Here is an 18,731-nt window from a genome sequence, read left to right as displayed (position 1 = left end):
TGCCCGAGCCCTTTCGTGGTGAGTTCCGCGTTCTCGTGGTTTCCTAGTCGAAAAACGCGATCAGGGCACGCGCGACTTCATCCGGCGCCTCCTCCTGGAGGAAATGGCCGCAGGGGATGGCGTGGCCTGACACGTCGTCGGCCCAACGCCGCCAGATCTCCAATGTGTCATGGGAAAGCCCGTCCGTTCCTCCACCCGCCCACAGCGCCAGCACGGGACAACCGATGCGCCGGCCGGCGGCGCGGTCCTCGGCGTCATGGGTCCGGTCGATGCCGGCACCCGCGCGATAGTCCCCGCAGGCGGCGGCGATAACCTCCGGCCGGCGGAAGCAGCGGCGATACTCCGCGACCACCGGGTCCAGGGCTCCGGGCGTACCGCACCAGCCGAGCACCGTGTGATCGAGGTAGCCATCCGGGTCCCGCCCGAGCAGGTTCTCGGGTAGGCCTCCAGGTTGCGCCAGGAACAACCAGTGATAGTTCGCCATTGCCATGGAGGCGTCCATCATCTCCCACATGTCGAGTGTCGGCACCATGTCGAGCACCGCTAGGCGATCGACGCGGCCCGGATGGTCGAGCGCCAGCCGATAAGCGACCCTGCCGCCACGGTCATGGCCCACGACCGAGAAACGCTCGTATCCCAGGCTGGTCATCAGGTTGACCTGATCCAGAGCCATGGCCCGTTTGGAAAAATCGGCGCCCGGCGGAACGGTGCCATCGCCATAACCGCGGAGATCGGGAGCGACGATGGTGAAACGCCCCGCGAGGGCCGGCGCCACACGGTTCCAGGTCGCGCGGGTTTCGGGATAACCGTGCAGCAGAAGCAAGGGCGGACCTTTGCCACCAGTGGTGAACTTGATCTCCACCCCATCCAAGATAAATCGCTGTTCGGTAAAATCCTTGTTCAACTGAACCTCCCGGATGACAAAATTGTTCTCAGTCGACCAGAGCCTAGCCTTGGCGCGGTCCGAACAAAAATTGATAAGGTGAATTCACCGCATGCCATCCCGTCATGGCCCCACGCCTCCCACTCTCGATATGGATCTTCTGCGGGCTTTTCTGACTGTCGCCGAGACTGGGAGTTTCACTCGGACTGGCGAGATCCTTGGGCGGACACAGTCTGCGGTCAGCGTGCAGATCAAGCGGCTGGAGGATCAGGTCGGCGCCCGGCTCTGCGACCGTAGCGGTCGATTCGTGGTGCCCACGGAAGCGGGTGAGCACCTGTTGGGCTACGCGCGCCGCATTCTCGCGATCAACGACGAGGCGGTCGGCCGCTTGGTGGCGCCGCCGATCGGCGGTACGGTGCGCCTCGGCACCGCGGAGGAGTTCGCGACGCAGTTCCTATCCGACATCCTCGGCGATTTCGCCCGGTGCTTTCCGACCATCGTCCCCGAAATCACGGTGGACACCTCGGCGGTGCTTCAATCCGGAGTCGAGGCGGGGCTGTTCGATGTCGTCCTGGTCAAGCACGTCCCGCTGGAGGATCCCGGCCAGACCATTTGGCGGGAACCCCTGCATTGGGTGGCGCGCGCCGACTGGACCGATCCGCCGAACGGCGTGGTCCCGCTGGCGGTGTCCCCGGCACCCTGCCTCTATCGCCGGTTCATGCTGGCGGCCCTGGGACAGGTGGGGCGATCCTGGGAGATCCGCTGCACCAGCGCCGCCGTGGCGGCCTTGCAGGCGGCGGTCCTGGCGGGGCTGGGCGTCACGGCGCTGGCGCGCGGCACGATCCTGCCGGGAATGCGCGTGCTGACGCCGGACGAGGGTTTCCCCAACCTGCCGGACAGCGCCATCGCGCTGGTCACCCGGTTCGGAACGCCCACTCCCGCGGCGGACCGCCTGACCCGCTTCGTGCTAGACCGCATGGCGGTGCCCCGGATGGCGGGCCTGCGCGGCGTGAAGCGGTAGCGGGCCGGTCAGGTCAGGTCAGAGGGCGGCCGCCAAGGCGTCGGTGACGGCGTCCGGCTCCTCGACCATCATCATGTGACCGGAGCCTTTCAGCACGACCACGCGGGACCCCGCGATCCTGGCGGCCAGCGCCTGACCCGCCTTGGCGGGCGTCATGCGGTCGCTGGATCCCAGGATCAGCGTGGTCGGGCACCGGATCTCGGGCGCGCCGCGCCACGCGTCACAGGCCGCCAGATCAAGGCCGAGCACGCCGGGCTTGGTGGCCCGCATCAGTTGGATGCCCGCGCCGACCTGCCAGAGCCCGGGAGCGGCGGAGCCGCCCCGCGACGTCGCGAAGCCCCAGCCAATCACCATCGCTATGGCCTTGTCGTCGTTCGCCGCCGCCAGTGCCAGCAGGTCGGGATGGACCGGCATCCGCTCGGCCACGCCGAGCAGGGCCAAGGCCCTGACGCGGTCGGGATGGCGGTTGGCCGTCTCCAAAGCCGCCAAGGCTCCCATCGAGTGCCCGGCCAACGCCGCCCGCTCGAAGCCGGCCGCCTCGATCAGGCGTGCCACCCAGTCGGCTAGATCCTCGATGCTGGTCAGGGCGGCCCCGCCGGAACGGCCGTGCCCCGGCAGATCGACCGCGAGGACGGAACGGCCATGGTGGGCGAGATAGCGCGATTGAAGACTCCAGACCGAGTGGTCCATGCCAGCGCCGTGGATCAGCACCACCAGGGGCGCCTTCGCGTCCAGAAGCCGTCCGCCGGTCGAGGCGAAGACCTTGTGCCCATCGACAGTCAGTTCCATGGCCGTCAGCCCTTCTGGGCGGCGCGGAGCGCCTGCTTGAGATCGCCGATCAGGTCGCCGCCGTCCTCCAGGCCGATCGACAGCCGGATCATCTCCTCGCCGATGCCGGCGGCCCGCAGCGCCTCCGCGTCCATCTGCTGGTGGGTCGTGCTGGCGGGGTGGATCACCAGCGACTTGGCGTCACCGACATTGGCGAGATGCGAGAACAGCCGGAGCGCCTCGATGAACCGCTTGCCGGCCTGTCGAGCCCCCGCCTTCCCCTCGGCTATCCCGAAGGTGACGACCGAACCGGCGCCCTGGGGAAGCAGCCGCTTCGCCAAGTCATGGTCGGGATGGCTGGGCAGGTCGGGATGGCGCACCCAGGCGACGCCGTCGGCGTCCTCGAGGAAGCTTGCCACCCGGCGGGCGTTGTCGACATGGGCGCGCATGCGCAGCGGCAAGGTCTCGACACCCTGGAGGATCTGGAAGGCGTTGGTCGGGCTGAGGCAGGCGCCGAAATCGCGCAAGCCTTCGGCCCGCGCCCGCGTGATGAAGGCGGCGGGGCCGAACTCCTCGGCGAAGTCGATGCCGTGATACCCGGCATAGGGCTCGGTCAGCGTCGGGAACCGCCCGGAGGCTTCCCAATCGAACCGGCCGCCGTCGATGACGGCGCCACCGATCGCGATGCCATGCCCGCCCAGCCACTTGGTGGCGGAGTGCATCACGATGTCGGCGCCGTGCTCGAAGGGCCGGCACAGATAGGGCGTGGTGAAGGTGCTGTCGATCATCAGCGGTAGGCCCGCCGCGTGGGCGACTTCCGCAACCGCCGGCAGGTCGAGCACCTCCAGCCCCGGATTGCCGATCACCTCGGCGAAGACCAGCCGTGTCTCGGGCCGGATCGCGTCCCGGAACGCGGCGGAGTCGCGCGGATCGACGAAGCTGGTGGTTATGCCGAAGCGGGGCAGGGTGTGGGTGAACAGGTTATGACTGCCGCCATAGATCGCCTTGGAGGCGACGATGTGGCCACCCACTCCCATCAGCGTCACGATGGCGAGGTGGAGCGCCGCTTGTCCGCTGGCGGTGCAGACGGCTCCGACACCGCCTTCGAGGGCCGCCAGCCGCTCTTCCAGGACCGCCACCGTCGGGTTGGAGATCCGGCTGTAGATGTGCCCGGGACGTTCCAGGTTGAACAGCGCCGCCGCGTGGTCGGTGTCCTGGAAGACATAGGAGGTCGTCTGGTGAAGAGGCACGGCCCTGGCGCCGGTCGCTGGATCCGGCCGTTGGCCGGCATGCAGGCTGAGCGTATCGAACTTCAAGAACGGACCATCCGCCATGGCCAGCGCCTCCCCCAAAAAAAGATGAGGGCCGCTTGGATGCGGCCCTCTTTCTTTATTGCCTCGCCTGCTCAACTCGAGCGATGGACATGAACCTATTGTGTCAAATCACCGCAGTCAAGACGGTTGGGCAAGGCTGTTGGCATTGATTGGCTGATCGGACGGATCCGCTCACATGTCCTTCCGCTTTATGTCGCCGACCGGCTGTGGTCCCGGCTGTGGCGGCTTGGCGGCATCGGGTGGCGGAGCGGGGGCCGGCGGGGGCGGCACATTCCGTCCCTTCAACTCGCGGTAGACGACCTGGGTGATGTTCATTAGTTGGTCACGGTCGAACCGGCCCGTCAGCGCGTAGGCGATCGACCCCTCGACCCAATAGAACATCGACACGTCGCCCTTCTGCACATAGCTGAAGGCGGCTTCCTGCCCGGCTTTGCTTGGTGTTCCGACGAACAGGGTCAGGCGGCGCTTGCTGTCGTTCTCATACATGTACTGCGCGCCGGCGCCTGCCGCGATCGGGAGGGACCTGCCGCCGATCAGGCGGAAACCGGAGGAGGACAGGTCGGGGCCGAAGATACGCCGGCCCAGCCGCTCGGATAGCCAGCTATCGAGGGCTCCCCGGTCCTCGCCCCCCATCTCGACGGCGAACCGGTTGTCGGTCGCGTAGAAGGTGTGGGCCTGGACGGCTTCCTGGGCGAAGGACTGCAGGGCTGGCTGCTGCTCGACCGCGACCGGGTCGGATGGAGGGCGCAGCATCCAGCCGCCGGTGCCACCGGCCAGCAGCAGCACGACGGCCGCCGCCATGCGGGCGAAGGGCGAACGCAGCAGGCCGCGCCGGTGGTTGTCGTTGCCAGCCATCCGGCCGGACAACTTGTCATGCAGATCCTCCATCTCCGGCGTGGCGGGCTCGCGCAGCACACCGTCGAAGAGGTCGTGCAATTGTTCGATCTGGCTTCGGTACGCGTTCACCCGCTCGGCCGAGGCGGGGTCTTCCGCCAGCCAAGCTTCCACCTCGATGCGCCGCTGGGTGTCCAGGCAGCCATCAACGTATGCATGAAGATCGCGGTCTTCGACGGGGCGCGCCACCATGTTAATGTCCTACTTGACCCGGCGGAGGGGTACTCCGCCCTCGTTCGAGAGCTTGATCCGAACCGCCTCGCGCGCCCGGCTCAGGCGCGACATCACGGTGCCGATCGGAATGCGCAACGCGGCGGCGACCTCGTCGTATTTCAGACCCTCCAACGCCACCAGCAACAGGACCTGACGCTGTTCCTCCGGCAACTCGGCGAGCGCCCTGGACATGTCGCGCAGCTCTATGCTGGTTTCTTGGCGGGCTGGCGTGATCAGCCGCATCTCATGATCCTCGACCGGCACCTCGACCGGTCTTGAGATCTTCTGGCGGACCTGATTGACATGCACGTTATGCATGATCGTGAATAACCAGGCCCGGAGGTTCGTCCCCGGCTTGAATCGGTCGGCACGCGACAGCGCGCGGGCCAGCGATTCCTGGACGAGATCGTCCGCGTCGTTCTTATCGCGCAGGAGAGCCCGCGCGTAGCGGCGAAGCGAAGAGATCTGTACTTCCAGCTCAGTCCCGAATCTGCTCACTGCGTCATCCGGTTGGTGGATAATTCAGGCGAAACCTTCCATGTTCATGAAAGTTCCGATGCCGGCGGTCCCGAGCGTGGATAAAAGCCAAGAGCCGAAACTCAATCCCACGAACACCGGCGGTCACGCCTTATTCCAAAGGACGCCAGCCGTTTGTCAAAAAAATGACGGCGCCCTCGGGGGCGCGGTCATTGCCATGTCCCACGCCAAAGGGGCAGGGTCAAACCATTCCAGGTTTCGCGTAGCCGATACCTTGGAGGGCTTCGGAGATCTCGCTCAGGATCAGCGGGTCGTCGATCGTCGCTGGCATCTTGTAGGACTCGCTGTCGGCGATCTTCTGCATGGTGCCACGCAGGATCTTGCCGGAGCGGGTCTTGGGCAGACGGTCCACGACGATGGCCAGCTTGAAGGCGGCGACGGGGCCGATCTCGTCGCGGACCCGCTGGACCACTTCCTTGACGATCACGGCGTGATCGCGCTCGACACCGTTCTTGAGCACCAGGAAACCCAGCGGAACCTGTCCCTTCAACTCGTCGGCGACGCCGATCACGGCGCATTCCGCCACGTCCGGGTGTCCGGACAGGACCTCCTCCATCCCGCCGGTGGACAGCCGGTGCCCGGCGACGTTGATGATGTCGTCGGTGCGGGCCATGATGTAGACGTAGCCGTCATCGTCGATGAAGCCGGCGTCGCCCGTCTGGTAATAGCCGGGATAGTCCGTCATGTAGGATTTGACGAAGCGCTGGTCGGCGTTCCACAGCGTCATCAGCGTGCCGGGAGGCAACGGCAGCTTGACCGAGATCGCGCCGATGTCGCCGCGATTGACCTCGTTGTTTGAGATGTCGAGGCAGCGCACGTCCCATCCCGGCAGCGGCTTGGTGGCCGAACCGTACTTGACCTTGAACCGTTCGATGCCCATCGGATTGCCGCTGATCGCCCAGCCGGTCTCCGTCTGCCACCAATGATCGATCACCGGAACCTTGAGGTTGTCCTCCGCCCAGTGCAGCGTGTCGGGGTCGGAACGCTCACCCGCCAGGAACAGGGTGCGGAGGCTGGACAGGTCATACTTCTTGACCAGTTCGGCCTTGGGATCCTCGCGCTTGATGGCCCGGAAGGCGGTGGGCGCGGTGAACAGGGCCGAGACCTTGTGCTGTTCGATCACCCGCCAGAAGGTGCCGGGGTCGGGCGTGCCGACCGGCTTGCCCTCGAACACGATGGTGGTGCAGCCATGGAGCAGCGGCGCGTAGCAGATATAAGAGTGGCCGACCACCCAGCCGACGTCCGAGGCGGCCCAGAAGACCTCCCCCGGCTTGATGTCGTACATGTTGGTCATGGTCCACTTCAGCGCCACCGCGTGGCCGCCGTTGTCGCGGACGACGCCCTTGGGCTGGCCCGTGGTGCCGGAGGTGTAGAGGATGTAGAGCGGATCGGTCGCGGCGACCGGGACGCATTCCGCCGGTTCCGCCGCGGCGGCCGCCGCCGCCCAGTCGACATCGCGTGGCCCCACCAGTTCGGCCGTCACCTGCGGCCGCTGGAACACGACCACGTGATCGGGTTTGTGATCCGACTGCTCGATGGCGGCGTCCAGCATCGGCTTGTAGGGCAGGACCTTCTTGCCCTCGACGCCGCATGACGCGGTGACGATCGCCTTGGGCTTGGAATCGTTGATGCGGGTCGCCAGCTCGTGCGGCGCGAAGCCGCCGAACACCACGGAATGGATGGCGCCCAGCCGGGCGCAGGCGAGCATCGCGACGACCGCCTGCGGGATCATCGGCATGTACAGGATCACCCGGTCGCCCTTGGCGACGCCGAGGCCGCGCAGTGCGCCGGCGAAGCGGGCGGTCTGATCCCTCAACTCGGAATAGGTGATCGTTTGGACGGTGTCTGTGACGGGGCTGTCGTAGATGATGGCCGCTTGGTCGCCACGCCCGGCGTCGACGTGCCGGTCGACCGCGTTATGGCAGGTGTTCAGCAAACCGCCGGTGAACCAGCGATGGAAAGGTGGGTTGGAACTGTCGAGGACGCTGTCCCACGGCTTGATCCAATCGATTTCGCGGGCGGCGTCGCCCCAGAAGCCTGCGGGATCGGTGATCGAGCGGGTGTGAAGCTCGGCATAACGACCGGTCATGGGACGCCTTCTTCTTTTTTGGAGCGTTGGTTTCATTCCGCGCCAGGGCGTTCAACCCCGCGACGCGGGCGTGATAGTGCTTCACGGCGCGAAGATTTTGCAAATGTGTTTCGTGTTTTGGCGGTGCTGCGACATTTTGGACCGTGATACCGGTCTTACCAATAATTCGGCCCCCTTTTCAGCGGGGTGGCCAGGACGCCAGCGTATCCGTCCATTGACGGGCGCGTACGGCCCAAGTCGCCGTCTGGTTGACGAACCGGACCTGTTCCCACAGGCGTTCGATCCCGGCCTTAGATGTCACCGAGGCCATCACGAGATCCAGGGCGCCCAGGTAACGGGGCGCGAAGCTACTCCAGTCCTCACCGGGATCGACCAGCAGGGCGTGCCCGGCCGTCGTCTCGGCCAGAGCGCCCAGGTCGCTGGAGACGACGGCGCAGCCGGCCGCCATGGCTTCGAGAACGGCGATGCAGGCGGTCTCCGGGAAGGTGCAGGGATAGGCCAGGATCGGGATCGGCCTCAAGGCGCGGGCGAGATCGGGCTGGGGCAAAGTGCCGACATGGTCGATGCCGGGCGTGGCGCGGCAGCGCTCGTACAGGGCGGCGAACTGGCTGTCGGCGGGCCCCGTCCGGTACGGCGCCATGTCGGAGAAGACGCGCAGGCGGGCTGGTCGCGCGATCAGCGGGAACATGCCGGTCAGAAGCTCGAGCCCCCGGAAGGGGGTCGAGGTGTACGCCAGCGTCATCGGGCCGCCGTCGGCGACCGTGCGCGCCCGCTTGGCCGCCTGGAGATCGTCGGCATCCTGGAACAACCCCTCGAAAGCCGGCGCGATGGCGTTCCCCAGGACGACGGTGCGGAAGGCGGGCAATCCGAAGGTCTCGGCATAGCGGAGCCGCTGCCACTCGCTGACCAGCGCCACGCCGTCCCAGGCGTCACGTTCCGCCGGGGTTCCCAGGCAGGCGACGGCGGGCTGGTCCTCGGCGTGGCCCGTCCACAGGATGGCCGGGGTTCCCGGCGCCACCAGCGCGCGGACGGGACCGGCCAAGGCGCTCAGCGAGATCATGGCATCCCAGGCGCGGTCGCGTAGTTCCGTCCGGCCGCCTGGAGTGCCGAGCGACAGGCAGGCGACGCCCCGGCGCGCGCCCGGCCGCGTCGTGTGCGTCACCAGCGCCACCTCATGCCCCAGATCCGCCAACGCCGCCGCCAGATGGCAGGCGGCGGATTGCATGCCACCGAGCGGCCGTTCCAAGGGAGTGTCGGCGTCGTAGTCCCAAGGCAGCGGATCGACGAGGCACAGCCGCATGGGCGCTCAGACCTCGTGCCGCAGCACGAAGCGGTGGCCGTGCAGCGTGACCGTGATGCTGGTCTCCGGGTCCTCGCCGAACGCCCTCAGCCGCCGGTTGAACTCGGCGGCGTCGATGCAGGGGGCCAAGTCGGTCATCATGTCGTAGTCCCGCTTGCTGGTCTTGCGGCCCGACCACTGGATGTCCAGCACCTTCATCGGTTGCGATGACAGCGCCATGATCGGCGCCTGCCGGGCGAACAACCGCAGGGTCGCCTGGAACGCCAGATCGGCCAGCGTCATCTGTCCGGTGTCCGGCGGCACGTCGAACCATTCGACCCCGACGATGGGTCCCTCGTCGACGCGCGGCGCCATGATGTGGGAAGTGGCTCCGAACCTCGTGACGCCGTCGTAGGTGGCGAAGCTCTCCGGACTGCGGCCCGGATAGGTTGGCGGTCCCGGATGGAAGTTGAAGGCCGGACGGCCGAGGCGGTCGAGCACCCGTTTGGGCACGATGACCGCCGTGCAGAACGCGATCAGCACCCGGCCCGGCAGGCACTCGCGGTCAAGTTCCTCCAGGTCGGTGACGTGGTGGATCGGCAAGGTGTCGCTGTAACCGCGCAGATAGTCGATCAGATAAGGTGCTTCGCGGTATCCGGTCAGCAGGATGAGGGCGCTTGCCATTCGGGGGTGGGACTCGAGGGGCCAAGGGTTGTGGGATGAACCGGAGTGACGGGGCGAAGTGCCGCGGTGATGGCGCAGCGGAGCATTCCATACCGCCCCCGCTAAGGAGTATGCTCCGCCGCCACAAGAATGCCCATCAAGGGCGTCCACCGCAATCCCGGGAACTCATCGGATGACTCAGCACCGCAACCCCTTCGAGGTTGAACTGGACAAGAACGAGGCGAACTTCGTCCCGCTTTCCCCCCTGTCGTTCATCCGCCGCACCGCTTCGGTCTATCCGAACCGGATCGCGGTCATTCATGGCGATGTCCGCCGCACATGGGCCGAGACCTACGAGCGCTGCGTGCGCTTGGCCTCGGCCCTGTCGAAGCGCGGGGTCGGCGTCGGGACCACCGTCGCGGTGATGGCTCCCAACATCCCCGAGGTGATGGAGGCGCATTTCGGCGTGCCCATGGCCGGCGGCGTGCTGAACGCGCTGAACATCCGGCTCGACGCGGAGGCCATCGCCTTCCAGCTCCAGCACGGCGAGGCCAAGGTGCTGATCACGGACCGCGAGTTCTCGCCGGTGATCAACAAGGCCATCCACATGATCGACCCAAAGCACCGGCCGATCGTGATCGACATCGACGACCCGCTGGCCAAGACCGGCGACCTGATCGGCCAGATGACCTATGAACAATTCCTGGAGACCGGCGATCCCGATCACGCGTGGCAACCCCCGGACGACGAGTGGCGGGCGATCGCGCTAAACTACACCTCGGGCACCACCGGCAACCCGAAGGGCGTCGTCTATCACCACCGCGGCGCCTATCTCAACGCGATCGGCAACTCGGTCACCTGGGCGATGCCGCACCATCCCGTGTACCTGTGGACATTGCCGATGTTCCACTGCAACGGCTGGTGCTTCCCCTGGACCATTACCGCCATGGCGGGAACCCATGTCTGCCTGCGGGCGGTTTCGGCCAAGGGCATGTACGACGCCATCGCCGACCATGGCGTCACGCACATGTGCGGCGCCCCGATCGTGATGGGCCTGCTGGTCAACGCGCCCGAGGACCAGCGCCGCGAGATCCCCGCCGGCATCCGCATGATGACCGCCGGCGCCGCCCCGCCCGCCGCCGTGATCGAGAAGATCGAGCGGATGGGCTTCGCGATCACCCATGTCTACGGCCTGACCGAGGTCTACGGCCCGGACGTGGTCTGCGCTTGGCACGAGGAGTGGGACGCCCTGCCGATCGAGGAGCGCGCCGTCTTCAAGGCGCGCCAGGGTGTCACCTATGTCGTCCAGGAAGGTCTGATGGTGGCGGACGCCACGACGCTGGAGCCGGTGCCGAACGACGGAGAGACGATCGGCGAGGTCTTCATGCGCGGCAACGTGGTGATGAAGGGCTACCTGAAGAACCCGGTGGCGACCCAGGAGGCGTTCGAGGGCGGCTGGTTCCACACCGGCGATTTGGGCGTGATGCATCCGAACGGCTACATCGAACTGAAGGATAGGTCCAAGGACATCATCATCTCGGGCGGCGAGAACATCTCGACGATCGAGGTCGAGGCCGTGCTCTACCGTCACCCCGCCGTGCTCGACGCCGCCGTGGTGGCCAGGCCGGACGAGCGCTGGGGGGAGACCCCCTGCGCCTTCGTGACCGTCAAGGATGGCGTGGTGGTGACGGAGGCGGAACTGATCGCCTTCTGCCGCGAGCATCTGGCCCACTTCAAGAGCCCGCGCACGGTGGTGTTCACCAACCTGCCGAAAACCTCGACCGGCAAGATCCAGAAGTTCGTCCTGCGCGATATGGCGAGACAGCTGAACGAGCGGGCGTCCGCCAAGGAATAGCGGAGGCTCACGTCTTCCGGAGCGCCGCCGTCAGGTCGTTCCTCAACCGCAGGATCTGGTCGCGCAAGCCGGCCAGATCCGCAGTCGAGCAGCCCGACGCCTCGGTGATCCGGGCGGGCAGGCACTCCGCCTTGTCGTGGAGCGCCTTGCCCTGGACCGTGAGATGGATGAGGACGGACCGCTCGTCGGCGCGGTCGCGCGACCGGCTGACCAGACCTTGTCCCTCCAGGCGCTTCAGCAGGGGGGTGAGCGTCCCGCTGTCCAGGCTCAGATGCTCGCCCAACTCCTTGACCGATCGGCCATCCCGTTCCCACAGCAGCAGCAGCACGAGATACTGCGGATAGGTCACGCCAAGGTCGTCGAGCAGGGGACGGTACGCCTTGGTCATGGCGTGGGTGGCGGAGTAGAGGGCGAAGCAGATCTGATTGGCGAGCAGCAGCGGGTTGTCACCGGCTTCGGTGGCGCCGGTTCCGGCAAGGGTGTTCTCCGGATGGCGGGGCTCGGTGACGCGGGACTCGGTCATGGTTGGGTCCGGGTTCTCACGAAATGGTGGTCGTCACCTCTATATTACCCTTCGTCGCGTGGCTGTAAGGGCAAACCTTGTGGGCGCGGGCGACGAGATCCTCGGCGGCGGCGCGTTCCATGCCGGGCAGGTCGACGGCGAGCGCCACCGTGATGCCGAAGCCCTCGCCATCGTCGCGGGCTCCGATGCCGACCGTGGCCGAGACCGAGGCGTCTGCGGGGATGGCGATCTTGGTCTTGCCAGCCACGAATTTCATGGCGCCGACGAAGCAGGCGGAATAGCCGGCGGCGAACAACTGCTCGGGATTGGTGGCGCCGCCTGGTCCGCCCAACTCCTTTGGAGTGGCGAGGGAAACCGACAGCAGACCGTCATCGGTCGTGGCCTTGCCGTCACGTCCACCGGTGGCGCGAGCTTTGGTCGAATACAGAACCTTCATGACATTCACTCCCGTGCGGCGTCGGGTTGGCCGGAGCGCCGTGTTTCGATGGAGAAATGATTGCGCACAATCAAATCGTAGGCAATAAATTATCTCATGTGCAATTGTATTGTGAGCAATGCATTTTTGGCATGAAGCGCATGGGGCAAATCCATCGAGTTTGAAACGTTATCTCGCCACGCCGGTTGACTCCTAACCTGATGGATTGGGCGAGGTGGCGTTGTGGGTCGAGTGTTGAAGTGGCTCGGGATCGTGATTGGGGTGCTCGTGCTGCTGGTCGTCGGCTCCCTGCTGATGCTGGAGACGAGTTGGGCTCGCGAGTTCGTCGCCAAACGGGCCAGCGCCGCCTTGGGGCGCGAGGTTCGCATCGATGAGAACTTCGACATCGACTGGTCCCTGACGCCGCGCATCCGCGCCGGTGGAATCCATCTCGCCAACACCGAATGGGCCGGTGAGGGCGACATGGCCGACATCGGCGCCGTCGAGGTCACGCTGGACCTCAGGAAGCTGGTCGGTGGAACCATCGTGATCCCACAGATCACGCTGATCGACCCCAAGATCAAACTGGCCCGCAATGCCGAAGGGACGGGGAATTGGGATTTCGCCAATGTCGAGGGTGATCCACCGCAGGAGGGCGACGGCAGCCCTAACCTACCGGAGATCGGACACATCGAGATCAAGGGCGGCGAGGTCGAGTACCGCGACGATGGACTGAACATCCAGGTCGCCAGCACGGTCAACACCGAGCGGAACGAGCAGGGCGAGGACCGCGTCCGCATGGTCGCCGACGGCAATTACGCCGATGAACCGTTTCACCTCGACGCGACCACCGGCACCTTCCTGGCCCTGCGCGACCGACAGACGCCGTTCCCCGTGCGGGCCGAGGCGTCGGTCGGCAGCACGCGCACGGTCATCGAGGGCTCGCTGACCGATCCGCAGGAATTGGCCGGAATGGATGTGACGGTGGATATCCGCGGCCAGGACTTGGCCGACCTGTTCCCGATCATCGGTTTCCCGGCGCCATCGACCCCTCCCTTCGACGTTTCCGGCCGGCTGGAGCGCCATGGCAAGGTCTGGGCGATGACCGACGCGGAGGGCAGGGTCGGCGACAGTGACGTTGGTGGCCAAGTCCAGATCGACCTGGGCCACGAGCGCCCCAAGGTCACCGGCAACCTGCGGTCCAAGAACCTCGACTACGACGATCTCGCCGGCTTCATCGGAGCGCCTCCCGCCGTCGGCGAAGGTGAGACCGCGTCACCGAAGCAGGTCGAGCAGGCCCGCCAGTTGGACCGGGAGGGCCGCGTCATCCCCAACACGCCGATCAATGTCGAGATGCTGAAGGCGGTCGACGTCGAGATGCGGTACCACGCCGACAAGTTGCTGGTGCCCAATGTCCCCGCCAACGAGTTCGACGCCCGGATCATCGTCGACAATGGCCGCGCCCGGATCGAGCCGGTGCGGTTGCTGGTCGCGGGAGGCAAGGCGGGTGGCATCATCCAGATCGACGCCCAGCAGACCCCACCGACGATCGACATGGACCTGGAGATGCGGGCGCTCGACTTGGCGAAGTTCTTCCAGGGCACCCAGTTCGCCCAGGATATGGGCGGCACTTTCGGCGGCAAGTTACAGCTCAAGGGTAGGGGGGACACCGTGCGGAGCATGCTCGGCTCCAGCAATGGACACATGTCCATGGTGATGGAGGGCGGCAAGGTCAGCAACCTGATCCTGGAAGTGGTCGGTATCGACATCGCAGAAGCGCTGGGCTTCGCCCTATCGGAGGACGAACCTGTCGGCGTGCGCTGCATGGTCGCCGACTTCGGCATCACCGATGGATTGATGAAGTCCAAGGCGTTGGTGTTCGACACCGAGGACACCAACGTCATCGGCGAGGCTTCCGCCAACCTAAAGAACGAACGCTTCGACATCGAGATGCTGGCCCATCCCAAGGACTTCAGCCCCTTGTCGGCGAGGACTCCCGTGGGTGCCGAAGGGACTTTCGCGGATCCGCACGTCACCGTCGATCCGACGGCGGCCATCGCGCGGGGAGCCGCCGCCGTGGCCTTGGGGGTATTGCTGACCCCACTGGCCGCGATCCTGCCGCTCCTCGAGCCGGGCGAGGGGCAGGATAGCCCATGCTCCCGGTTGATCAACCGGGCGGAGAATCGGGGCTGATCCAAGGCTTTTGGGGGAGGTGAGGCACCCCCAAAAGCACATCAAGCCGAAAAAACCGCTTGGCGGCTCTCCGGACGCGTGTCTAAACTCCACTAAATCGGTCGAGATTTGTGCCTTAGAATTTTGTGAAATGGCCAGATCCCTCCCGAGGACCCCGTCCAGGAGATTTCGCATGACGTTCCAGATATTCGCCCGCGGCGTCGCGGCCTTCGTAGTCTCGGTGGGAGTCGCCATTGGAGCGATTGGGTTGGGAACAAACCCATCCGCGGCGGCGTCCACGACTCTCCTCAATGTTTCATATGATCCGACCCGCGAACTCTATGTCGCGTTCAACAAGCTGTTCGCCGAGACGTGGGCGGCCGGGAACAACGGCGACAAGGCGACCATCAAGCAATCACATGGCGGTTCGGGCAAGCAGGCCCGCTCCGTGATCGACGGCCTGGACGCCGATGTCGTGACCCTGGCGCTCGCCTATGACGTCGATGCCATCGCCGAGGCGGGCCTGATCGACAAGGGCTGGCAGAACAGGCTGCCCGACAACAGCGCGCCCTACACCTCGACCATCGTGTTCCTGGTCCGCAAGGGTAACCCGAAGCAGATCAAGGATTGGGATGACCTGATCAAGCCGGGCACGCAGGTCATCACCCCGAACCCGAAGACATCGGGCGGCGCCCGCTGGAACTATCTGGCGGCCTGGGGCTTCGCGCTGGAAAAGTTCGGCGGTGACGAGGCCAAGGCGCGGGAGTTCGTGCAGGCCTTGTTCAAGAACGTCCCCGTGCTGGACACCGGCGCCCGCGCCTCGACCATCACCTTCGTCCAGCGCCAGATCGGCGACGTGCTGCTGGCTTGGGAGAACGAGGCCTATCTGGCGGTCGAGGAACTGGGCCCGAACCAATTCGATATCGTCACGCCGTCGCTCAGCATCCTGGCGGAGCCTTCGGTCGCCGTCGTGGACAAGGTCGTCGACCGGCGCGGCACCCGCGCGGCGGCGGAGGCTTATCTGAAGCTGCTGTACTCCCCTGAGGGACAGGAGCTGGCCGCCAAGCACTATTACCGGCCCAGGTTGGCCGAGGTGGCCGCACGCCATGCCGATCAGTTCGCCCAGGTCAAGCTTTTCACCATCGACCAGAAGTTCGGTGGCTGGACCGAGGCGCAGGCGAAGCACTTCGCGGATGGCGGCATCTTCGACAAGATCTCGGCGAACGCGGGTAAGTGATCCATGGCTGAAATCGCCTCCACGACCCTGACAGGTGGCTTCCGCAAGCCCAGCATCCTGCCAGGGTTCGGGATCACCCTGGGCTTCACGGTGGCCTATCTCAGCTTGGTCGTGCTGATACCCTTGGCCGGTTTGGCGCTCCGCGCGTCTGGCCTGGGGTTCGGCGGGCTGTGGGCGGTGATGTCGGAACCGCGCGTGATCGGGGCGTTCAAGGTCACCTTCCTGACCGCCTTGGCGGCGGCGCTGATCAACACGGTGTTCGGCCTGCTGGTCGCCTGGGTGCTGGTCCGGTACGAGTTTCCCGGCCGCAGGGTGATCGACGCGCTCGTCGACCTACCCTTCGCCCTGCCGACGGCGGTGGCCGGCATAGCGCTCAGCGCGCTCTACGCGAATAATGGCTGGATCGGCCAATTCCTGCCATTCCGTGTCGCCTTCACCCCGTTGGGCATCGTCGTGGCGCTGACCTTCATCGGTCTGCCCTTCGTCGTCCGCACGGTCCAGCCCGTCCTTCAGGATACCGAACCGGAGGTCGAGGAGGCGGCCGCCTGTCTTGGCGCCAACCGGCTGCAGATCTTCACCCGCGTCGTCTTTCCCGCGATCATGCCGGCCCTGCTGACCGGCTTCACGCTGGCCTTCGCCCGGGGTGTCGGGGAGTACGGGTCGGTCATCTTCATCGCGGGCAACCTTCCCGGCGTGTCCGAGATCGTTCCCTTGCTGATCATCATCAAGCTCGAGCAGTTCGACTACGCCGGCGCCACCGCGATCGCGACCATGATGCTGGTTGCGTCCTTCTGCCTGCTGCTCGCGATCAACCTGCTTCAGCATTGGACGAGGGCGCGTCATGCCGGCTGAAATCGTCATCGCGAGCACGGCGCCAGCCATTGGACAGCGGTCCATCCCACGACCGGCGCTGGGTGAGTCACCCCTGGTGAAAGCGGCGTTGATCGGCGTCGCGCTGGTTTTCCTGCTCCTGTTCCTGGTGATCCCGCTGGTCGCCGTCTTCTACGAGGCGCTGCACCAGGGCTTCGGCCCCTATTTCGACGCGCTGGTCGAACCGGACGCGGTCGCGGCGATGGAGTTGACGCTGCTGGCGGCGGCGGTCGCGGTGCCCCTGAACCTCGTGTTCGGAGTCGCGGCGTCTTGGTGCATCGCCAAGTTCGAGTTCCGCGGCAAGAGCCTGCTGATCACCCTGATCGACTTGCCGTTCTCGGTATCGCCCGTGATCTCCGGCATGGTCTTCGTCCTGCTGTTCGGAGCCCAGAGCTGGATCGGACCGTGGCTGCGCGCCCATGACATCCAGATCATCTTCGCCCTGCCGGGCATCGTGATGGCGACGGTCTTCGTGACCTTCCCGTTCGTCGCGCGCGAGCTGATCCCACTGATGCAGGAGCAGGGCGTCGACGAGGAGGAAGCCGCCCGCGTGCTGGGCGCCAGCGGCTGGCAGACCTTCACCCGCGTGACCCTGCCGAACATCCGCTGGGGCGTGCTGTACGGGGTTCTGCTGTGCAACGCGCGCGCCATGGGCGAATTCGGCGCCGTGTCGGTGGTCTCCGGCCATATCCGGGGCGAGACCAACACGATGCCGCTGCATGTCGAAATTCTCTACAACGAATACAACTTCGTCGCCGCCTTCGCGGTGGCGTCGCTCCTGGCGTTGCTGGCGCTCGTCACCTTGGTGGTGAAGAGCCTGCTGGAGTGGCGCTACGCGGATCAGATCAAGGCGACTCGCCGCTGACCCGCGGCGAAGACAGAGAGGATGGCCCCAGGAATGGGTATCGAGGTCAAGGGTATCGCCAAGCGGTTCGGCGCCTTCACGGCGCTGGACAATGTCGATCTGAGTGTGCGTGACGGGGAGTTGCTGGCGCTTCTGGGACCCTCCGGATCGGGTAAGACCACCCTGTTGCGGATCATCGCTGGTTTGGAGTTCGCCGATTTCGGCGAGATCCGCCTGAATGGCGAGGACGCCGGCGACCGCGCGCCGCGGGACCGCGAGGTCGGCTTCGTCTTCCAGCACTATGCGCTGTTCCGTCACATGAGCGTGTTCGAGAACGTGGCTTTCGGGTTGCGGGTCCGCCCGCGCGCCGACCGGCAGACCAACGCCGCGATCTCGGCGCGGGTGACCGAGTTGCTGCGGATGGTCCAATTGGAGTGGCTGGCGGATCGTTATCCGAGCCAGCTTTCAGGTGGCCAACGGCAACGCGTCGCCCTGGCCCGCGCGCTGGCGATCGAGCCCAAGGTGCTGCTGCTCGACGAACCGTTCGGCGCGCTTGACGCCAAGGTCCGCAAGGAACTGCGGCGCTGGCTGCGGCGCCTGCACGAGGAAATGCACATCACCAGTGTCTTCGTCACCCACGACCAGGAGGAGGCGCTGGAACTGGCCGACCGGGTCGTCGTGATGAACCACGGCAGGATCGAGCAGATCGGCTCCCCGGCCGAGGTCTATGACGAGCCGGCCTCGGCCTTCGTCTGCGACTTCCTCGGGCAGGTCAACCGCTTCGACTGCGAGATCGAGAACGGCTTGGCGCGGACGACCCAAGGCGCCGAACTGCGGATGCCGGGATTGAACGGGACACGGGGTGCGGCCACCTGTTTCGTCCGCCCTCACGAGATCGATCTCGTTCCGATCGACCGTGAGGGACCGGAGGCGGCCCAGGTCAGGCTGATCCACCAGATCGGCCCCAACGCCCGCGTCGAGTTGGATTACGCCGGCCACATCCTGGAGGTCGAGGTCGGCCGCGACCGTCTGCCGGCGCTGAGCCTGAGCGTCGGGGCGTGGTGCGCCCTGCGGATCAACAACGCGCGGGTGTTCCCGCGCTGAGCGTTGGGACAGGGTTTGGCATCCCCGCCG

At 66.0% G+C, this 18,731-nt stretch carries 17 protein-coding genes; 7 read left to right on the top strand and 10 right to left on the bottom strand.

Features of this window, described 5'->3' with window-relative positions:
• Positions 1-43 precede the first annotated feature (43 nt).
• A complete protein-coding gene (locus N825_RS23670; protein ID WP_037457655.1) occupies positions 44-904 on the bottom strand; it encodes an alpha/beta fold hydrolase in 861 nt (286 codons plus the stop codon).
• A gap of 91 nt (positions 905-995) precedes the next feature.
• Here N825_RS23670 and N825_RS23665 point away from each other — a divergent pair, with 91 nt between their 5' ends.
• Positions 996-1,904, top strand: coding sequence for a LysR substrate-binding domain-containing protein (locus N825_RS23665; RefSeq protein WP_037457654.1), 909 nt, complete (start codon positions 996-998; stop codon positions 1,902-1,904).
• 18 nt (positions 1,905-1,922) lie between these two features.
• Here the strand turns inward: N825_RS23665 and N825_RS23660 are convergent, their stop codons facing one another.
• From N825_RS23660 to N825_RS23630, 7 genes are all read right to left on the bottom strand, one after another.
• The gene (locus N825_RS23660; protein WP_037457653.1) at positions 1,923-2,693 is read right to left on the bottom strand and encodes an alpha/beta fold hydrolase; all 771 of its coding nucleotides are present in this window, start codon (positions 2,691-2,693) and stop codon (positions 1,923-1,925) included.
• 5 nt (positions 2,694-2,698) lie between these two features.
• Positions 2,699-4,006, bottom strand: a complete 1,308-nt coding sequence (locus N825_RS23655; protein WP_037457730.1) for an O-acetylhomoserine aminocarboxypropyltransferase — start codon at positions 4,004-4,006, stop codon at positions 2,699-2,701.
• Positions 4,007-4,177: 171 nt separating this feature from the next.
• Complete coding sequence (locus tag N825_RS23650; RefSeq protein WP_037457652.1) at positions 4,178-5,092, bottom strand: anti-sigma factor family protein; 915 nt, start codon at positions 5,090-5,092, stop codon at positions 4,178-4,180.
• A 9-nt stretch (positions 5,093-5,101) separates the two neighbouring features.
• Positions 5,102-5,611, bottom strand: coding sequence for a sigma-70 family RNA polymerase sigma factor (locus N825_RS23645; protein ID WP_051512847.1), 510 nt, complete (start codon positions 5,609-5,611; stop codon positions 5,102-5,104).
• A gap of 220 nt (positions 5,612-5,831) precedes the next feature.
• The gene (locus tag N825_RS23640; protein WP_037457651.1) at positions 5,832-7,739 is read right to left on the bottom strand and encodes a propionyl-CoA synthetase; all 1,908 of its coding nucleotides are present in this window, start codon (positions 7,737-7,739) and stop codon (positions 5,832-5,834) included.
• A 178-nt stretch (positions 7,740-7,917) separates the two neighbouring features.
• Positions 7,918-9,039, bottom strand: a complete 1,122-nt coding sequence (locus tag N825_RS36830) for a glycosyltransferase (protein ID WP_051512845.1) — start codon at positions 9,037-9,039, stop codon at positions 7,918-7,920.
• 6 nt (positions 9,040-9,045) lie between these two features.
• Positions 9,046-9,702, bottom strand: coding sequence for a formyltransferase family protein (locus tag N825_RS23630; protein WP_051512842.1), 657 nt, complete (start codon positions 9,700-9,702; stop codon positions 9,046-9,048).
• A gap of 172 nt (positions 9,703-9,874) precedes the next feature.
• Between N825_RS23630 and N825_RS23625 the strand changes: the two genes are divergently transcribed.
• Positions 9,875-11,536, top strand: coding sequence for an acyl-CoA synthetase (locus tag N825_RS23625; protein ID WP_037457650.1), 1,662 nt, complete (start codon positions 9,875-9,877; stop codon positions 11,534-11,536).
• Positions 11,537-11,543: 7 nt separating this feature from the next.
• On the opposite strand, the gene N825_RS23620 is transcribed toward N825_RS23625, so the two are convergent.
• Positions 11,544-12,059, bottom strand: a complete 516-nt coding sequence (locus tag N825_RS23620) for a MarR family winged helix-turn-helix transcriptional regulator (RefSeq protein WP_084165004.1) — start codon at positions 12,057-12,059, stop codon at positions 11,544-11,546.
• Between the two features lie 16 nt (positions 12,060-12,075).
• Positions 12,076-12,495 carry an organic hydroperoxide resistance protein gene (locus tag N825_RS23615; RefSeq protein WP_037457649.1) on the bottom strand — a complete coding sequence of 140 codons (420 nt, stop codon included), beginning with the start codon at positions 12,493-12,495 and terminating at the stop codon, positions 12,076-12,078.
• 231 nt (positions 12,496-12,726) lie between these two features.
• On the opposite strand from N825_RS23615, the gene N825_RS23610 reads away from it, so the two are divergent.
• From N825_RS23610 to N825_RS23590, 5 genes are all read left to right on the top strand, one after another.
• Positions 12,727-14,667, top strand: coding sequence for an AsmA family protein (locus N825_RS23610; RefSeq protein WP_157619504.1), 1,941 nt, complete (start codon positions 12,727-12,729; stop codon positions 14,665-14,667).
• Positions 14,668-14,839: 172 nt separating this feature from the next.
• Positions 14,840-15,883 (top strand): sulfate ABC transporter substrate-binding protein, encoded by a 1,044-nt coding sequence (locus N825_RS23605; RefSeq protein WP_051512840.1) that lies wholly within the window; start codon positions 14,840-14,842, stop codon positions 15,881-15,883.
• A 3-nt stretch (positions 15,884-15,886) separates the two neighbouring features.
• Positions 15,887-16,735 carry a sulfate ABC transporter permease subunit CysT gene (cysT, locus tag N825_RS23600; protein WP_051512838.1) on the top strand — a complete coding sequence of 283 codons (849 nt, stop codon included), beginning with the start codon at positions 15,887-15,889 and terminating at the stop codon, positions 16,733-16,735.
• On the top strand, positions 16,725-17,618 hold the full coding sequence (cysW, locus tag N825_RS23595) for a sulfate ABC transporter permease subunit CysW (RefSeq protein ID WP_051512836.1): 894 nt from the start codon (positions 16,725-16,727) through the stop codon (positions 17,616-17,618). The genes cysT and cysW overlap by 11 nt, the downstream gene beginning before the upstream one ends.
• 33 nt (positions 17,619-17,651) lie before the next feature.
• Complete coding sequence (locus tag N825_RS23590) at positions 17,652-18,701, top strand: sulfate/molybdate ABC transporter ATP-binding protein (protein ID WP_037457647.1); 1,050 nt, start codon at positions 17,652-17,654, stop codon at positions 18,699-18,701.
• Positions 18,702-18,731: the final 30 nt, after the last annotated feature.

Source organism: Skermanella stibiiresistens SB22 (assembly GCF_000576635.1).
Classification (GTDB): Bacteria; Pseudomonadota; Alphaproteobacteria; order Azospirillales; family Azospirillaceae; genus Skermanella; species Skermanella stibiiresistens.
This window is presented reverse-complemented; position numbering and strand designations above follow the sequence as displayed.